At 71.4% G+C, this 14,607-nt stretch carries 13 protein-coding genes; 4 read left to right on the top strand and 9 right to left on the bottom strand.

Annotated features, from left to right (window positions below; all coding sequences use genetic code 11):
* Positions 1 to 39: 39 nt before the first annotated feature.
* The 5 genes from prcA to H9I49_RS19270 all read right to left on the bottom strand — a co-directional run bounded on the left by prcA (position 40) and on the right by H9I49_RS19270 (position 6,316).
* Complete coding sequence (gene prcA / locus H9I49_RS19290; protein ID WP_188032009.1) at positions 40 to 846, bottom strand: proteasome subunit alpha; 807 nt, start codon at positions 844 to 846, stop codon at positions 40 to 42.
* Complete coding sequence (gene prcB / locus H9I49_RS19285) at positions 843 to 1,676, bottom strand: proteasome subunit beta (RefSeq protein ID WP_188032008.1); 834 nt, start codon at positions 1,674 to 1,676, stop codon at positions 843 to 845. Before prcB ends, prcA begins: the two co-directional genes overlap by 4 nt.
* On the bottom strand, positions 1,673 to 1,876 hold the full coding sequence (locus H9I49_RS19280; protein WP_188032007.1) for a ubiquitin-like protein Pup: 204 nt from the start codon (positions 1,874 to 1,876) through the stop codon (positions 1,673 to 1,675). Before H9I49_RS19280 ends, prcB begins: the two co-directional genes overlap by 4 nt.
* A gap of 165 nt (positions 1,877 to 2,041) precedes the next feature.
* Positions 2,042 to 3,562, bottom strand: a complete 1,521-nt coding sequence (gene dop, locus H9I49_RS19275; RefSeq protein WP_223128923.1) for a depupylase/deamidase Dop — start codon at positions 3,560 to 3,562, stop codon at positions 2,042 to 2,044.
* 96 nt (positions 3,563 to 3,658) lie between these two features.
* Positions 3,659 to 6,316, bottom strand: a complete 2,658-nt coding sequence (locus H9I49_RS19270) for a lysylphosphatidylglycerol synthase transmembrane domain-containing protein (RefSeq protein ID WP_188032006.1) — start codon at positions 6,314 to 6,316, stop codon at positions 3,659 to 3,661.
* Between the two features lie 104 nt (positions 6,317 to 6,420).
* Here H9I49_RS19270 and H9I49_RS19265 point away from each other — a divergent pair, with 104 nt between their 5' ends.
* From H9I49_RS19265 to H9I49_RS19255, 3 genes are read left to right on the top strand one after another with little or no spacing between them, the layout of a single operon-like run.
* Positions 6,421 to 7,419, top strand: a complete 999-nt coding sequence (locus tag H9I49_RS19265) for an alpha/beta hydrolase (RefSeq protein WP_188032005.1) — start codon at positions 6,421 to 6,423, stop codon at positions 7,417 to 7,419.
* 40 nt (positions 7,420 to 7,459) lie between these two features.
* Complete coding sequence (locus H9I49_RS19260; RefSeq protein WP_188032004.1) at positions 7,460 to 8,449, top strand: ribose-phosphate pyrophosphokinase; 990 nt, start codon at positions 7,460 to 7,462, stop codon at positions 8,447 to 8,449.
* Positions 8,446 to 8,835 carry a DUF3054 domain-containing protein gene (locus tag H9I49_RS19255; RefSeq protein ID WP_188032003.1) on the top strand — a complete coding sequence of 130 codons (390 nt, stop codon included), beginning with the start codon at positions 8,446 to 8,448 and terminating at the stop codon, positions 8,833 to 8,835. Before H9I49_RS19260 ends, H9I49_RS19255 begins: the two co-directional genes overlap by 4 nt.
* 115 nt (positions 8,836 to 8,950) lie before the next feature.
* On the opposite strand, the gene arc is transcribed toward H9I49_RS19255, so the two are convergent.
* The 4 genes from arc to H9I49_RS19235 all read right to left on the bottom strand — a co-directional run bounded on the left by arc (position 8,951) and on the right by H9I49_RS19235 (position 13,609).
* Entirely contained in the window at positions 8,951 to 10,714 is a 1,764-nt protein-coding gene (arc, locus tag H9I49_RS19250; protein WP_188032002.1) for a proteasome ATPase, read from the bottom strand.
* Positions 10,715 to 10,769: 55 nt separating this feature from the next.
* Positions 10,770 to 11,894, bottom strand: a complete 1,125-nt coding sequence (locus H9I49_RS19245; protein ID WP_188032001.1) for a tRNA (adenine-N1)-methyltransferase — start codon at positions 11,892 to 11,894, stop codon at positions 10,770 to 10,772.
* Between the two features lie 11 nt (positions 11,895 to 11,905).
* Positions 11,906 to 12,304, bottom strand: a complete 399-nt coding sequence (locus H9I49_RS19240; protein ID WP_188032000.1) for a single-stranded DNA-binding protein — start codon at positions 12,302 to 12,304, stop codon at positions 11,906 to 11,908.
* A 159-nt stretch (positions 12,305 to 12,463) separates the two neighbouring features.
* Positions 12,464 to 13,609 carry a site-2 protease family protein gene (locus H9I49_RS19235; protein ID WP_188031999.1) on the bottom strand — a complete coding sequence of 382 codons (1,146 nt, stop codon included), beginning with the start codon at positions 13,607 to 13,609 and terminating at the stop codon, positions 12,464 to 12,466.
* 104 nt (positions 13,610 to 13,713) lie between these two features.
* Here H9I49_RS19235 and H9I49_RS19230 point away from each other — a divergent pair, with 104 nt between their 5' ends.
* Positions 13,714 to 14,553 carry a PD-(D/E)XK nuclease family protein gene (locus H9I49_RS19230; RefSeq protein ID WP_188031998.1) on the top strand — a complete coding sequence of 280 codons (840 nt, stop codon included), beginning with the start codon at positions 13,714 to 13,716 and terminating at the stop codon, positions 14,551 to 14,553.
* Positions 14,554 to 14,607 lie beyond the last annotated feature (54 nt).

The following is a 14,607-nucleotide window of genomic DNA, read 5'->3' as shown; positions in this document are numbered from 1 at the left end:
CCCTCGCTCACGGGGACGCTAGGGTCCCGGGAGCAGGCGTCAGGAAGACGGCCCGCCGGGCGGCGTGCCCGGCACAGCCCCGTCCGTCCCGGCGTCGGGCTGCGACCCCGGCTCGGCGCCCAGGGCGGGGGCCGGAACGTCGGTCACCTCCGACCGCTCGCCGAGCAGCCTGGTCAACAGCGGTCCCACGACGCGGCGGAACGACCGACGCGGCCGGTCACGGTCGAGCACGGCCACCTCGAGCTGGGCGGCGTCGAGAGCACGCCGCTCGCCGTTGTCGCCGGCATCGAGCACGTCGACGGCGAGGCGCAGGACCTCGCTCAGGGTCATGCCGGGACGCCAGGCCGTGCCGAGCCGTTCCTCGGCGGCGTCGCTCGCGCCACCCATGGCGACGAAGCCCTGCTCGTCGGCGACCGACCCGTCGTAGGTGAGCCGGAAGATCTGGTCCGCATCGCTGTCGGCGCCCACCTCCGCCACGACGATCTCGATCTCGAAGGGCTTCGACTCCTGGGTGAAGACGGCCCCCAGGGTCTGCGCGTACGTGTTGGCCAGGGCCCGCGCGGTGACGTCGGTGCGGTCGTAGGAGTAGCCCCGGAGGTCGGCGTAGCGGATGCCGGCGACGCGCAGGCTCTCGAACTCGTTGTAGCGGCCGACCGCCGCGAAGGCGATGCGGTCGTAGATCTCCGAGACCTTGTGCAGGGCACGGGAGGGGTTCTCGGCCACGAAGGCGATGCCGCGGTCGTAACCGATGACGATGACCGACCGGCCACGGGCAATTCCCTTGCGCGCGAAGTCCGCCCGGTCCTTCATGACCTGCTCGGGCGGGACGTAGAACGGCATGCTCATCGGGCACCTCCCGGGTTGTCACGGCGCGCCGCCACGATGCGCTGGACGTGGTCCTCGAGGACGTCCTGGCCGACGAACTTCGCACCGAAGTGGTCGACGACGGCGACGGTCGGCCAGATCTGGCGACCGAGGTCGGGGCCGCCGGTCGCGGAGTCGTCGTCGGCGGCGTCGTAGAGCGCCTCGACGGCGATCGCGACGGCCTGCTGCTCGTCGAGCCCGGGGCGCCACAGCTTCTTCAGGGCCCCGCGCGCGAAGACGGAGCCCGACCCCGACGAGTGGTGGCCGTTCTCCTGGTAGCAGCCGCCCGTGACGTCGTAGGAGTAGATCCGACCCGTGGCGGTCTCGAGGTCGAAGCCGGCATACGTCGGCACGACCGTCAGTCCCTGCATGGCGAGGGCGAGGTTGCCGCGGATCATCGAGGCGAGCCGGTTGGCCTTGCCCTCGAGCGACATGATCGCGCCCTCGATCTTCTCGTAGTGCTCGAGCTCGACCTGGTAGAGCCGGACGAGCTCGATCGCGATGCCGGCGGTGCCGGCGATCCCGATGAGGCTGTAGTCGTCGGCCGCGAAGACCTTCTCCATGTCGCGGTTGGCGATGACGTTGCCCATCGTGGCGCGCCGGTCACCCGCCATGACGACCCCGTCCTGGAAGAGGAGCGAGACGATCGTCGTGCCGTGCGGAGCCTCGATGCTCGCCCCGGAGGGCAGGCGCCGGCCGGCGGGGAGCAGCTCGGGGCGGTAGGCGGAGACGAACTCGGTGAAGGACGACGATCCGGCCGTGAGGAAGGCATCGTCGAGGCGCCGAGGTCGCCCCGAGGCGGGGTGGGTCACTGGCCGCCCTTCTGGACGAACCCGCGGACGAACTCCTCGGCGTTCGACTCGAGGACGCCGTCGATCTCGTCGAGGACGCTGTCGATGTCGTCGGACAGGCCCTCCTTGACAGCCGCCCCGGCAGGGGTGGGAGGGGGCTCCGGAGACTCCGGGGGCTCCTCGTCACGACGCTGCGGCTTGGCGTGCTCCTGACCTGGCATGGCTACCTCCCAGACGTGAAAGACCTCTTGCCCTGACCCTAACCCGTTGCCACCTCGCGCTCCGAGCACCACAGCCCACGGTGGACACGCATACGCGGTCGGTCACCTGAGTCCAGGCTGGACTCGCGCCGTCACGGTACCCGCGCGGTCCGGCGGTCGCGCCGGCTAGTCGGGCGTGGCGAGGCCCCGAAGCAGCTCCACGACGTCGGCGCTCTGCTCGAGGAGGGCGCCGACCTGCGCCCGGGTCCCGCGCTCCGGCTCGAGGATCGGCACACGTTGCAGGCTGGCGCGTCCCGGCACGTCGAACACGACGGAGTCCCAGCTCGCGGAGAAGACCTGCTGGGTGAAGCGCCGGACGCACTCGCCACGGAACCAGGCCCTGGTGTCCTCCGGAGGCGTCGTCTGGGCAGCCTTGATCTCCTCGGGTGTCACCAGGTCGAGGAGCATCCCGCGGTCGCGGAGGCGGTGCACGAGACCCTTCTCGGGCCGGACGTCGGCCCACTGGATGTCGATCGCGGACAGACGGTGGTCGTCCCACGCGAGTCCGTCGCGAGCCCGGTAGCCCTCGAGGAGCTTCAGCTTGGCCACCCAGTCGAGCATCGGCGCGCACGACATGACGTCATCGCCGAGGCGGGTCAGGACGTCCTCCCACAGCGTCATGACCTCTGCCGTGGCCTCGGGCTCGGGGTCGGAGCCGCGTCGGTCGAGCCACGCCCGGGCCGCCTCGAGGTACATCCACTGGACGTCGAGCGCGGTCATCGTGCGGCCGTCGACGAGCTCTACCGTCGCGGTGAGGCCGGGATCGTGGGAGATCGACTGGAGCGCGGCGACCGGACGGCGGATCGACCAGTCCGCGCTCAGGTGGCCGTCCTCGATCATGCCGAGCACCAGCGAGGTCGTGCCGGTCTTGAGCAGCGACGCGACGTCGAGGTGGTTGGCGTCCCCGATGATGACGTGGAGGCGGCGGTAGCGGTCGGCGACGGCGTGCGGCTCGTCGCGCGTGTTGATGATCGGCCGCTTGAGGGTCGTCTCCAGGCCGACCTCGGTCTCGAAGAAGTCGGCGCGTTGGGAGAGCTGGTAGCCCACTCCCCTGCTGTCGACCCCGAGGCCGACCCGGCCCGCGCCACAGACGACCTGGCGGGTCACGAAGAAGGGGATGAGGTGGCGGACGATGTCGGGGAAGGCCGTGCGGCGCGGCATGAGGTAGTTCTCGTGCGTGCCGTAGGACTGGCCCTTGCCGTCGGCGTTGTTCTTGTAGAGGTTGACCGGTGGCTGACCCGGGCGCGCCGCGAGCAGGCGCACGGACTCGAGGGCGATCGCGTCTCCCGCGCGGTCCCAGGTCACCGCGTCACGGGGCAGCGTGACCTCGGGTGAGCTGTACTCGGGGTGCGCGTGGTCGACGTAGTAGCGGGCGCCGTTGGTGAGCACGACGTTGGCGAGGGTCGGGTCCTCGATGTCGGTCAGCTGGCTCGGGTCGGCGGTCTGCCGGTCGAGCTGCCAGCCACGCGCGTCGCGCAGCGGGTCCTCGAAGGCGTAGTCCCAGCTCGACTGGTTGGAGCGGATCCCCTGGGCGGCCGCATACACGCTGACGACCTGCCCGGAGAGGAACATCGGGTTGGCCATCGGGTCGCCGGGCACCGAGATCCCGTACTCGGTCTCGAGCCCCATGATCCGCCGCACCGTCATGGCCCGACGATAACCGTCGCGGCCACAGCCCTGATCGCCGGTCCGCGCCCGTTCGGCGCCGAAGGTGCGTCGTATGCCGTATGCCGCGTGGCGCGGCTAGATGGCCCCCACCTTCTGGAGGCGGTTGAGCGAGAACCAGCCGAACGGGATCGGCAGCCAGTACGTCGCGAGGCGGTAGAGCAGCACGGAGGAGACCGCGGTCCCGCTGTCGACGCCGATCGAGATGAGACCGAAGGACATGGCCGCCTCGATGCCGCCCAGGCCACCGGGGGTCGGGACCGCCGAGCCGACGATGGCACCCGCGAAGTACACGACGGCGATGGCTGCGATCGACGCGCCCGCTCCGAAGGCCTTCGTCGCGCACACGAGTGCGGCGACGAACGACACGTCGAGCAGCAGGGCGCCTCCGAGGAGCTGGGTCAGCTTCTTCGGGTGTTGGAGCACGGCGAGCACCTGTGGCACGGCCGACCTCACCTGCGGCAGCACGCGGTCGAAGAGCAGTCCCCTGATGCCGGGTACGGCAAGCAGGCCGAGCGCGAGGATCACGACGACGAGGATGCCCGCGACGAGGACGGGCGAGGGGCTGAACGACACGGCCGGCCCGGTGCCCGCGAGTACGCCCGAGATGACGAGCAGTACGAAGTACGAGCAGAACTGGGCCACCTGGGCGACGCCGACGCTGGCTCCGGCGATCGTCGGCGGCAGCCCGGACTTCTGGAGGTAGCGGGTGTTGAGCGCGATGTTGCCGACTGCGGCGGGCGCGACCAGTCCGCTGAAGGCGACCGCGAGCTGCGTCATGTAGGTCCGGATGAACCTCAGCCGGATCTGCACGGCACCAGCGAGGGCGAGCGAGGCTCCGGCGAAGGTCGCGGCCGCGAAGGCGGCGAGCAGCGCGGCCCACCGCCAGTCGGCGGTGCTGACGACCTGGCCGATGTCGACCTGGGCGAGCTGGGTCAGCAGCAGGTAGCCGGCGATGCCGCCACCGATGATCGTGACCACGCCGCGCGCCGAGATGCGCCGCAGCTGGACGGGTTCGACGGCTTCTTCCCGGGGGCGCAGGGCCACGAGCAGCTCGCGCAGCTCTCCCATGACGGACTTCGACTGGTTGAGTGCCGCGCGCGTGTCGGGGCTGAGCGCGACGGGTTGGAGCACCGGGACGGCCCGCAGGACCGCGTCCTCGCCGAGCGCGGCGACGGCCGAGTCCACGGTCCGCTCGGGGCCGACCGCGAGGGCCACCGTCGTCAGCAGCTGCGCGAGGTCGATGCGCAGGCTGATGTCGTCGGCGGCGACGTCGCCGCTGCCGAGGCTCGCCAGGGACACCCGGCCCTGGTCGGTGACGAGCACCGTCGAGGGGCTGAGGTGGCGGTGCACGATGCGCCGCTGGTGCAGTGTGGCGGCCAGTCGCCAGATGCCCGCGAGCTGGGCGTCGTCCAGGCGGTCGCCGAGGTCGGCGACCGGCGACCCCACCGGCTCGACGTAGGCGATGACGGCCGAGAACGGGCCGACCTCTGAGACCGCGACGGGGCGTGGTGCGCCGATGCCGGCGTCGTGCAGCGCGAGCCCCATGAGGGTGCGGTGCTCGATCTCGGAGCGCAGGGTCAGGGCGGGCGGACGGGTGAAGCCGCTGCGCAGGCGCAGGACGCGCAGCAGACGACGCCCGGACGCGAGCCCGAACGTGTCGCGGTCGACGACGTGGACGTCGAGGGGTCCCTCAGGCGTCGTGCCGGCATACCTCCGGTCGCCGGCGTCGTTGGCGTCGATGAGCTCGAGCCGCGTCAGGGGGATGCCGCCCGCGACGAGCACGGCGGCCACCTCCGTCGCGGGTGGGCGGGTCGAGGTGACCCCGAAACTGAGGCGGAACGCGAGCCCGACGATCCAGCCGACGAGCAGGGAGCAGGCGAGCGCCGCCAGCGTCATCGCGCCCGAGAGGAGCGTCGTGACGAGGGTGGCTATGACCACACCGGTGGCGATCGGCGAGATCCACTTGCGGCCGGAGATGTCGGCCACGGTGAGCAGCGCCACCATCGAGACGATGACGATGTCGAGAGGCCCGGTCCGGCCGGTCGGTGTGGGACGGGTCAGGACGTCCGTGACGAACCCCCCGTTGCCCGACTGGACGAGGACGGCCAGGACGATGACGAGGATGCCGGCGACGACCGCGGCACCGAGCGCCTGGATCAGCTGCATCGGGCGACGCCGCGCGAGCAGGTCGGCCCCCACACCGATCGGCAGCAGCAGCACGCCGATGCCGCTCATCCAGCCCAGCAGGGTGAGCACCAGGCGCGGCAGACCGCTCGTCGCCTCGGTGAGATCCTGCTCGACGGCGCCCCGCGTGTCCGCGGCGAGGTCGGCCACGACGAGTCCGACGACGAGGACCAGAACCGCCGCGGCGAGGCGTACGCCGTCGACCGGGCGCCGCACGCGCTCCGGGATCGGCGGCTCCACGATGTCGACGTCGAGCGAGCCACCGACGCCCGAGGCGGGGCCGTAGCCCGACCCTTCGCTCGTGTCTGCCCGGTCTGTCGGGTCTGCCGTCTCCCCGGTGCGTGTGTCTCTCGTCCCCGTCGCGCGTGTCGTCTCGCGCTCCTCGCTCGAGGGCTCGGCGAGGTCGTCGTGGACCTCGCGCTCCTCGCTCTCGTGCACGTCCTCCGCCGTTCGGCGCATGGTCTCCCCCGTGGTGTCGTCAGGCTGCGCGGCGTGGGTGGTCGGGGGCCCTCCTGTGGGGCTCCGCGTCCGCTCCGACTTGCCGGGCATGGGCCAATCCTGCCTGAGGCCACCTCCGAATTGCTGCAGCGGCACCGTACGCACACCCGTGGCACGCCGAGGTAGTCGGGGCGCCGAGTGCCAGACTGGCGCCCGTGACGACCCCCGACTCATGGGACATGCCTCTGCGGACCAAGCTGCTCGTCCGTGCGCTCAGCCGGTCGCGCGGCGCCGAACGGATGCAGTCAGCTGACGAGATCGCCCGCAGCAGAGCATGGTTCGCCCCCGCGAGGGCGCCGTTCACGTGGGTCACGGGTCCGGTGCCGGCCGCGGTGGAGATCTCCGGCACGAGCTTCGAAGCCCGCGACGGCCACCGCGTCGACGTGCGCACCTACCGCCCACGACACACCGACGGCGAGACCCTGCCCGCGATGCTGTGGTTCCACGGCGGCGGGTGGGTGCTCGGCAACACCCGCGGATATGACCCCATCTGCGCCTGGGTGGCCCACCGAGCCCGGGTCGCCGTGCTCAACGTCGACTACCGCCTCGCCCCGGAGCACCGGGCGCCCCAAGCCGTCCACGACTGCGTCGACGCCGTCCGGTGGGCCGCCTCCGACGCGTCCGGAGCCGGCATCCGGCACTCGGCCCTCGGCGTGGCGGGCGACTCCGCGGGTGGCAACCTCGCCGCCGTCGCCGCCCAGGTGCTGCGCGACGAGGGGGGCGCCGACATCACCTACGAGGCGCTCGTCTACCCCGCCCTCGACGCGACCATGAGCTCGGCGTCCGTGGCCCAGCACGCGCATGCCCCGATCCTCACGCGGGTCGACATGGACGCGTTCCTGGCCCACTACCTCGGCGACGCCGACGACGCCCTCGACGTGCGCGACCCGCTCGTCTCGCCCCTGCACGCTCGCGACCTCAGCGGTCTGCCGCCGACGCTCCTTCAGACCGCCGACCTCGACCCGCTCCGCGACGAGGGCGCCGAGTACGCCCGGGCCCTGCGCGACGCGGGGGTCGTGGTGCGCCACACGAACTACCCGCGTGTCCCGCACGGCTTCCTGAGCTTCCCCGGAGCCACCCGGTCCGGCGCGGCCGCGCGCGCGGAGCTCGTCGACTGGGTCGCCCGGCACGCACGGCCCGGGAAGGTCGGATAGTCTGCGAACGCACGCGAGTCTCGAGAGGGATGGTCTCGAAGTGAACGATGTCGTCGTGTTCAGCGGCTCGGCGCACCCCGCGCTCGCCGACCGCATCTGCGGCCACCTCGGGGTGACCCGCTCCCCCGTCGACATCAAGCGGTTCAGCAACGACTGCCTCCAGGCGCAGCTGCTCGCGAACTGCCGCCAGCGCGACGTCTACATCGTCCAGCCGCTCGTGCCGCCGACGCAGGAGCACCTCATGGAGCTGCTCCTCATGATCGACGCGGCCCGCGGCGCCTCCGCGGCCCAGATCACGGCCGTCATGCCGCACTACGCCTACGCCCGCTCCGACAAGAAGGACGCGTCGCGCATCTCGCTGGGCGGACGCCTGGTCGCCGACTTGATCTCCACGGCCGGGTGCCACCGCGTCCTGACCATGGCGCTGCACGCGCCGCAGGTGCACGGGTTCTTCTCGACGCCCGTCGACCACCTCACGGCCATCGGGGTGCTCGCCGACCACTTCCGCGACAGCGACCTCACGAACTCGATCGTCGTGAGCCCCGACCTCGGCAACGCGAAGGTCGCCACCCAGTTCGCCCGGTTGCTCGGGCTGCCGGTCGCCGCGGGCTCGAAGCAGCGGGTCTCCGACGACCGCGTCGTCATCGACTCGATCGTCGGCGACGTCGCGGGTCGGCGCGCCATCATCCTCGACGACGAGATCGCGACCGGCGGCTCGATGCTCGAGCTCATGGACCGCCTCAAGGACGCCGGATCCACCGAGGCGGCCATCGTGTGCACGCACGGGCTCTTCGCGGGCAAGGCCGTCGAGCGCCTGCGCGACCATCCATTCGTCACCGAGGTCGTCACGACCGACACGGTCCCGGCGCCCGAGGGGTGGCCCGAGCTGAAGGTCCGCTCGGTGTCCGCGCTGTTCGCGGAGGCGATCAGCCGCATCCACCACGGCCGTTCGGTCAGCTCGCTCTTCGAGGGCGTCGACCCGACGCACGCACCTCCGCAGGCGAAGCTCCCGTTCGACACACCGGCATGATCGCCGTCGCGTGGTGGCGCAGTCCCGTGATCGCGTTCGCGATCGACGTGCTGCTCATCATCGTCTTCGCGGTGGTGGGTCGGGCGAGCCACGGCGAGTCCAACGCTGTGGTCGGCGTCCTGTCGACAGCCGTGCCGTTCCTCGCGGGCACCGCGACGGGCTGGCTCGTCGTGCGCGTCATGCGGCGCACCTGGCCTGTCGACGTGGCGCCCGGCGTCACGGTGTGGTTCGCGACGCTCGTCGTCGGCATGGTCATGCGTCATGCGGTCGGCGCGGGCACGGCCGCCAGCTTCATCGTCGTGGCGTCTCTCGTGCTCGCTGCGTTCCTGCTCGGCTGGCGGGCGCTCGGGGCGTACGCCGTCCGCCGCTTCAGCGCCCGTACCTGACGTACCGGTCAGCCGATGGGAAGTGACCACTCGACACCCACGGTCGAGGAGGCACCTTCCACCCGGCCCGAGTGCCCGGGACACGAGGTCCCGGGCACTCGACCTCGTCAGAGGTTCAGAGGTACTGGCCGGTGTTGGCGGTGGCGATGGACCGGCCTGGCTCGGTGCCGTCCTTGCCCTTGATGAGCGTGCGGATGTAGACGATCCGCTCGCCCTTCTTGCCACTGATCCGCGCCCAGTCGTCGGGGTTGGTCGTGTTGGGCAGGTCCTCGTTCTCCTTGAACTCGTCGACGCAGCTGGCCAGCAGGTGCTCGACGCGGATGCCCTTCTGGCCGGTCGACAGGAAGTCCTTGATCGCTAGCTTCTTCGCCCGGTCGACGATGTTCTGGATCATCGCGCCGGAGTTGAAGTCCTTGAAGTAGAGGATCTCCTTGTCACCGCCCTGGTAGGTGACCTCGAGGAAGCGGTTCTCCTCCATCTCCGCGTACATCCGCTCGACGGCGGCCGTGATCATCGCCTCGACGGTGGCGTCGCGGTCCTGGCCGTTGACGGCGAGGTCGTGCTCGTGCAGGGGCAGCGTCACAGTCAGGTACTTGCTGAAGATGTCGCGAGCGCTCTCGGCGTCGGGACGCTCGATCTTGATCTTCGCGTCGAGGCGGCCGGGCCGCAGGATGGCCGGGTCGATCATGTCCTCACGGTTGGAGGCACCGATGACGATGACGTTGTCGAGGCGCTCCACGCCGTCGATCTCGGCGAGCAGCTGCGGCACGATCGTCGTCTCGACGTCGCTCGAGACCCCCGAGCCGCGCGTACGGAAGAGCGAGTCCATCTCGTCGAAGAAGACGACGACCGGCGTGCCGTCGGATGCCTTCTCCCGGGCACGCTGGAAGATCAGCCGGATGTGCCGCTCCGTCTCGCCGACGTACTTGTTGAGCAGCTCGGGGCCCTTGATGTTGAGGAAGTAGCTCTTCTCGGTCTGCTTGCCCGAGCGCGCCGCGACCTGCCGCGCGAGCGAGGCCGCAACCGCCTTGGCGATGAGGGTCTTGCCGCAGCCGGGTGGACCGTAGAGCAGCACTCCCTTCGGAGGCTTGAGCGCGTGCTCCTTGAACAGCTCGGGGTGCAGGAACGGCAGCTCGATGGCGTCACGGATCTGCTCGATCTGGCCGGAGAGGCCGCCGATGTCCTCGTAGGCGACGTCGGGCACCTCCTCGAGCACGAGCTCCTCGACCTCGAGCTTCGGGATCAGCTCGTGGACGAAGTTGGACCGCGGGTCGAGCGTCAGCGAGTCACCGACGCGGATGTGCTCCGCGAGCAGGGGCGTCGCGATGCGACAGACCCGCTCCTCGTCGCCGTGGGTCACGACGACCACGCGTTCGTGGTCGATGCGCTCCTTGACGGTGACGACCTCGCCGACGCGCTCGTAGCCGTGTACCGACACGACGTTGAGGGCCTCGTTGAGCATCACCTCACGACCGAGCCCGAGCTCGGCCTGGTCGACCGACGGGCTGATCGCGACGCGCATCTTGCGCCCGCCGGTGAGGATGTCGATCGCCCCGTCGTCGGGCGGGTCGATGACGAGCCCGTAGGTGCTCGGCGGCTGGGCGAGCCGGTCGACCTCCTTCTTCAGCGTGATGATCTGCTCGCGCGCATCCTTGAGCGTGCGCACGAGGCGCTCGTTCTGTGAGGACAACGTCGACAGGCTCGTCTGCACATGCGCCAAGCGGGCCTCGAGCTCCCGCGTGCGCTGTGGCGAGTTACGCGCTGTCTCGCGGAGCGACTCGACCTCGTCACGCAGGGCGGAGAGCTCACGGTCCCCCGCTCCGGGGACTCCGGTGCCGGCGGCACCCTCAGGGTCTGGCTTGCGGACGTCATCAGACATCTCGGCCTCCTCATCCGTCACTCGCACATAGTGACGATTCGACCCTAACCCCGCGTCAGCCGTTGTCGTCGGACGTTTCAGTGACTGATCGACGGACGCGTCGGATTGTCTTGTCGCTCTTGACCCTCTCGCCGAGCGCTTCGGGCGTCCACGCGTCGGCAGGAATGTCGGTCGACGCGGTCGACCCGCTGGCGGCAGCCACTGACCGCGCCGCGGCGGCGGGTGCGTCAGCCGGGCCGTCGATTCCGGCAGGGCCGTCGGGAGCGGTGCCCGCAGCCGCCGCGGCGGCGTCCCCGTAGGCGCCCTTGGCGGGGCGCCGCTTGCGCTCGGGCGCGCCGACACCCGGGGCGAGGCGGCGGGTCGTGATGAGGAACCCCGTGTGCCCGTGCATGCGGTGCTGCGGACGCACGGCGAGACCCTCGAGGTGCCAGCCGCGCACCAGGGACTCCCAGGCGGATGGCTCGGTGAACCCTCCGTGTGCGCGGATGCCCTCCGCGACACGGCTCAGCTGCGTCGTCGTGGCGACGTAGCAGATCAGCACGCCACCCGGGATCAGCGCGTCGGACACCGCGTCGAGGCACTCCCACGGCGCCAGCATGTCGAGCACGACGCGGTCGACGGAGCCCGGCTCGACGGCGGTGGGCAGCGACTCGACGAGGTCACCGACGGTCACGGTCCACGCGGGGTGGTCGCCGCCGAAGAACGCTCGGCCGTTGCCCCGGGCGATGTCCGCGAAGTCCTCGCGGCGTTCGAAGGAGAGCAGTCGGCCGCTCTCGCCGATGGCGCGCAGCAGCGACATGGAGAGGGCGCCGCTGCCGACACCCGCCTCGACCACCGTTGCGCCCGGGAAGATGTCGGCCATCTGGACGATCTGGCCCGAGTCCTTGGGGTAGACGACTGCGGCACCTCGCGGCATCGACATGACGTAGTCGCTGAGCAGCGGCCGCAGGGCGAGGTACTCGACGCCGGCGGTGTTCGTCACGACGGAGCCGTCGTGGGAGCCGATGAGGTCGTCGTGACGCAGGAACCCACGGTGCGTGTGGAACTCGCGACCGGGCTCGAGCGTGATGGTGTGCAGGCGACCCTTCGGGTCGGTCAGCTGCACCCGCTCCCCCACCTCGAAGACGCCGCGACGGTTGTGGGCGGCACCGGTGACGTGGGAAGGGGCGGTGTCGGTCATGGGAGCACAGTCTAGGTGTCGGCGGCGCCTGCTCCCGACACCCTCCGGAGCACCCGAGCCTCGACCTCGTAGCGGCTCTGTCGGCCGCTGGGCCCCCCGAAGAAGCGCCGTCGAAGCGACCCCTCGACCTCGACCTGGTCACCCTCTCGCAAGCGGGCTGCGGTGCGGCGGGTCGCAGCCGACCAGCAGACGACGTCGATCGTGTCGACAGTGGCTCGTCTGGCGGTGTCGACGCCGTCGCGGCGGCGGCGCTGCGGCTCGTCACGCCGCACGACGAGCCGCAGCAGGGCGATGCGATCGCCGCTGGGCAGCTCGCGCTCGTCTGCCTCGGCCGCCAGACGACCCCGCAGCGCCACGTCGTTGCGGCCGGCGTCGGCCTCCTTCGTCGGGTCAGTCCGGCTCGCACCCATGGTGACTCCCTCCTGCCCGTCCGTCGGGCTCGGATCCCACGGTCGTCGTCACGGCCGGCGGACGCAGCCACGCCCGGTCATGCTGTGGACGACCACGCGCGCGGCGCCGGGGGTGTGGACAGGCATTTCCCGTCCCTCGGCCGGCTCGAGAGCCGAGCGTCAGCGGCGGCCTCGACGGCCGAGCTCGGCACCCACGACGGCATTGATCCGTTCGGCGGTCGCGAGCCCCAGCACGTCACGCGTCTGCTCGTCGACGACGACCGCGAGCGACAGCCCGCGCTCGCTCATGAGCCGGATGAGCTCGGTCAACACGGCATCCTCGGGCAGCGCGACCACCCAGGCCGCCGGTTGCGCCACGGTGACCGAGGCGATGGCGGTGCGTTCACGCGCCTCCCGCGGCACCGCAGCCGCAGACTCACCGTCGACGACGCCGAGCGGCCATCCCGCAGGGTCCGCAGCAGCGACCCAGGCGCCCGTGGACAGCGCCGCGTCGACGTCGGACAGGGCGGTCGTGCCTGAGACGAGCGACAGCGGCTCGAGCACGTCGCGGGCATGCCCCGCCGTCGCGACGTGGATGTGGCCGGCTCTGACGGCGCCGGTGGCGCCCTGCCAGAGGAAGAAGGCGATGGCGACCGGCCAGACGACGTCGAAGAGATCGGGAGCCCTGCCCTCGACCAGGGGTCGCAGGGCGAACCAGGCCACCGTGACGACCGCGATGACCCGCCCGAGCCAGCCCGCTGCGACGAGCCCGCGTCCGCGGCTCCCGGTGGCGCGCCACACGAGGGCGCTGACGATCTGGCCCCCGTCGAGCGGCAGGCCGGGCAGGAGGTTGAAGAGCCCGACGAGGAGGTTGGCCACCGCGACGATGCCGAGGAGCGTCTGAGCGGTCTCGTTGGAGGTGAGACCGTGCACGCCCCAGGCGAGAGCTGCGAGCGCGAGGTTCGACAGGGGCCCGACGACCGCGACGATCGCGGTTGTCGTCGGGGAGGTGCGCGTCGCGTCGTAGACCGTGTGACCGCCCCAGACGTCGGCGACGATCCGGCTCACCGGGTGACCACGCCAACGGGCCGCGACGGCGTGCGCGGCCTCGTGGACGAGCACCGAGACGAGGAGCAGGACGGCATACCCGGCGGCCAGCAGGTAGCCGTAGGACGGACCGCGGTCGGGGCTGGCGAGGTTGGGACCGAAGACGACGACGATGAGCACGGCGATCAGCGGCCACGACCGGCCCAGGTAGACCGGGGTCCCGGCCAGGCTGCCGATGTGCCACCCGTGGGCCGCGGACGGACGGGTGGGAGTGCTCATGCGCCGACCCTATGCCCTGTGCCGGAGGCGCCGAGGTGACGGCCCGGGCGGGCACCTGTGGGTGGCGTCCGGGTGCTGTCGGCCCGGCGGCATACAGTCGCCCCATGGTCTCCGCGTTGTCACCGAGTCGGGCCTCCGACTTCATGTCGTGCCCGATGCTCTACCGCTTCCGGGTCATCGACAAGCTGCCCTCGCCGCCCACCCAGGCGACGGCACGGGGCACGCTGGTGCACGCGGTCCTCGAGCGGCTCTTCGACCTCCCGGCGGCCGAGCGCACCATCGACGCGGCGGTCGGGCTGGTTCCGCAGGAGTGGGAGCGCCTGGCCGAGCAGGAGCCCGCGATGCTCGACCTGCTCGCCGAGCACGACGGCCGCACCGACGAGTGGTTCGCGGGTGCGTCGACCCTGCTGCAGACCTGGTTCGGGCTCGAGGACCCGACCCGTCTCGAGCCGGCGGAGCGCGAGCTCTACGTCGAGACCGAGATCGACGGCCTCGTCCTGCGCGGCTACGTCGACCGCCTCGACGTCGCCCCGGGCGGCGCGATGCGCGTGGTCGACTACAAGACCGGCCGGTCGCCGTCCGAGCACTTCGAGGCCAAGGCGCTGTTCCAGATGAAGTTCTACGCGCTCGTGCTGTGGCGTCAGCGGGGCGTCATCCCGAAGCGGCTGCAGCTGGTGTACCTCGGCAACAGCGAGATCGTCGCCTACGAGCCCGACGAGCAGGACCTCCTCGGCACCGAGCGCAAGGTCAAGGCGCTCTGGCAGGCCATCGAGCGGGCCGCCACGACCGGCGACTGGCGCCCCAGCCCGAGCCGCCTCTGCGACTGGTGCGAGCACCGTGCCCTGTGCCCTGCCTGGGGTGGCACTCCCCCGCCGCTGCCGGACGACGCCGCCGAGCGGGCGGTCGACCCCGCGGTCACCGGGCTCGTCGAGATCGACGCCTGAGAGCGCGGCCGACGTGGCCACGTATGCCGACCGGCGGGCGCCGCGAAGAGCCCG

The organism is Terrabacter sp. MAHUQ-38 (assembly GCF_014518425.1).
Taxonomy (GTDB): domain Bacteria; phylum Actinomycetota; class Actinomycetes; order Actinomycetales; family Dermatophilaceae; genus Terrabacter.
The sequence above is the reverse complement of the archived record's forward strand: the minus strand, read 5'-3'. Positions and strand labels throughout refer to the sequence as shown.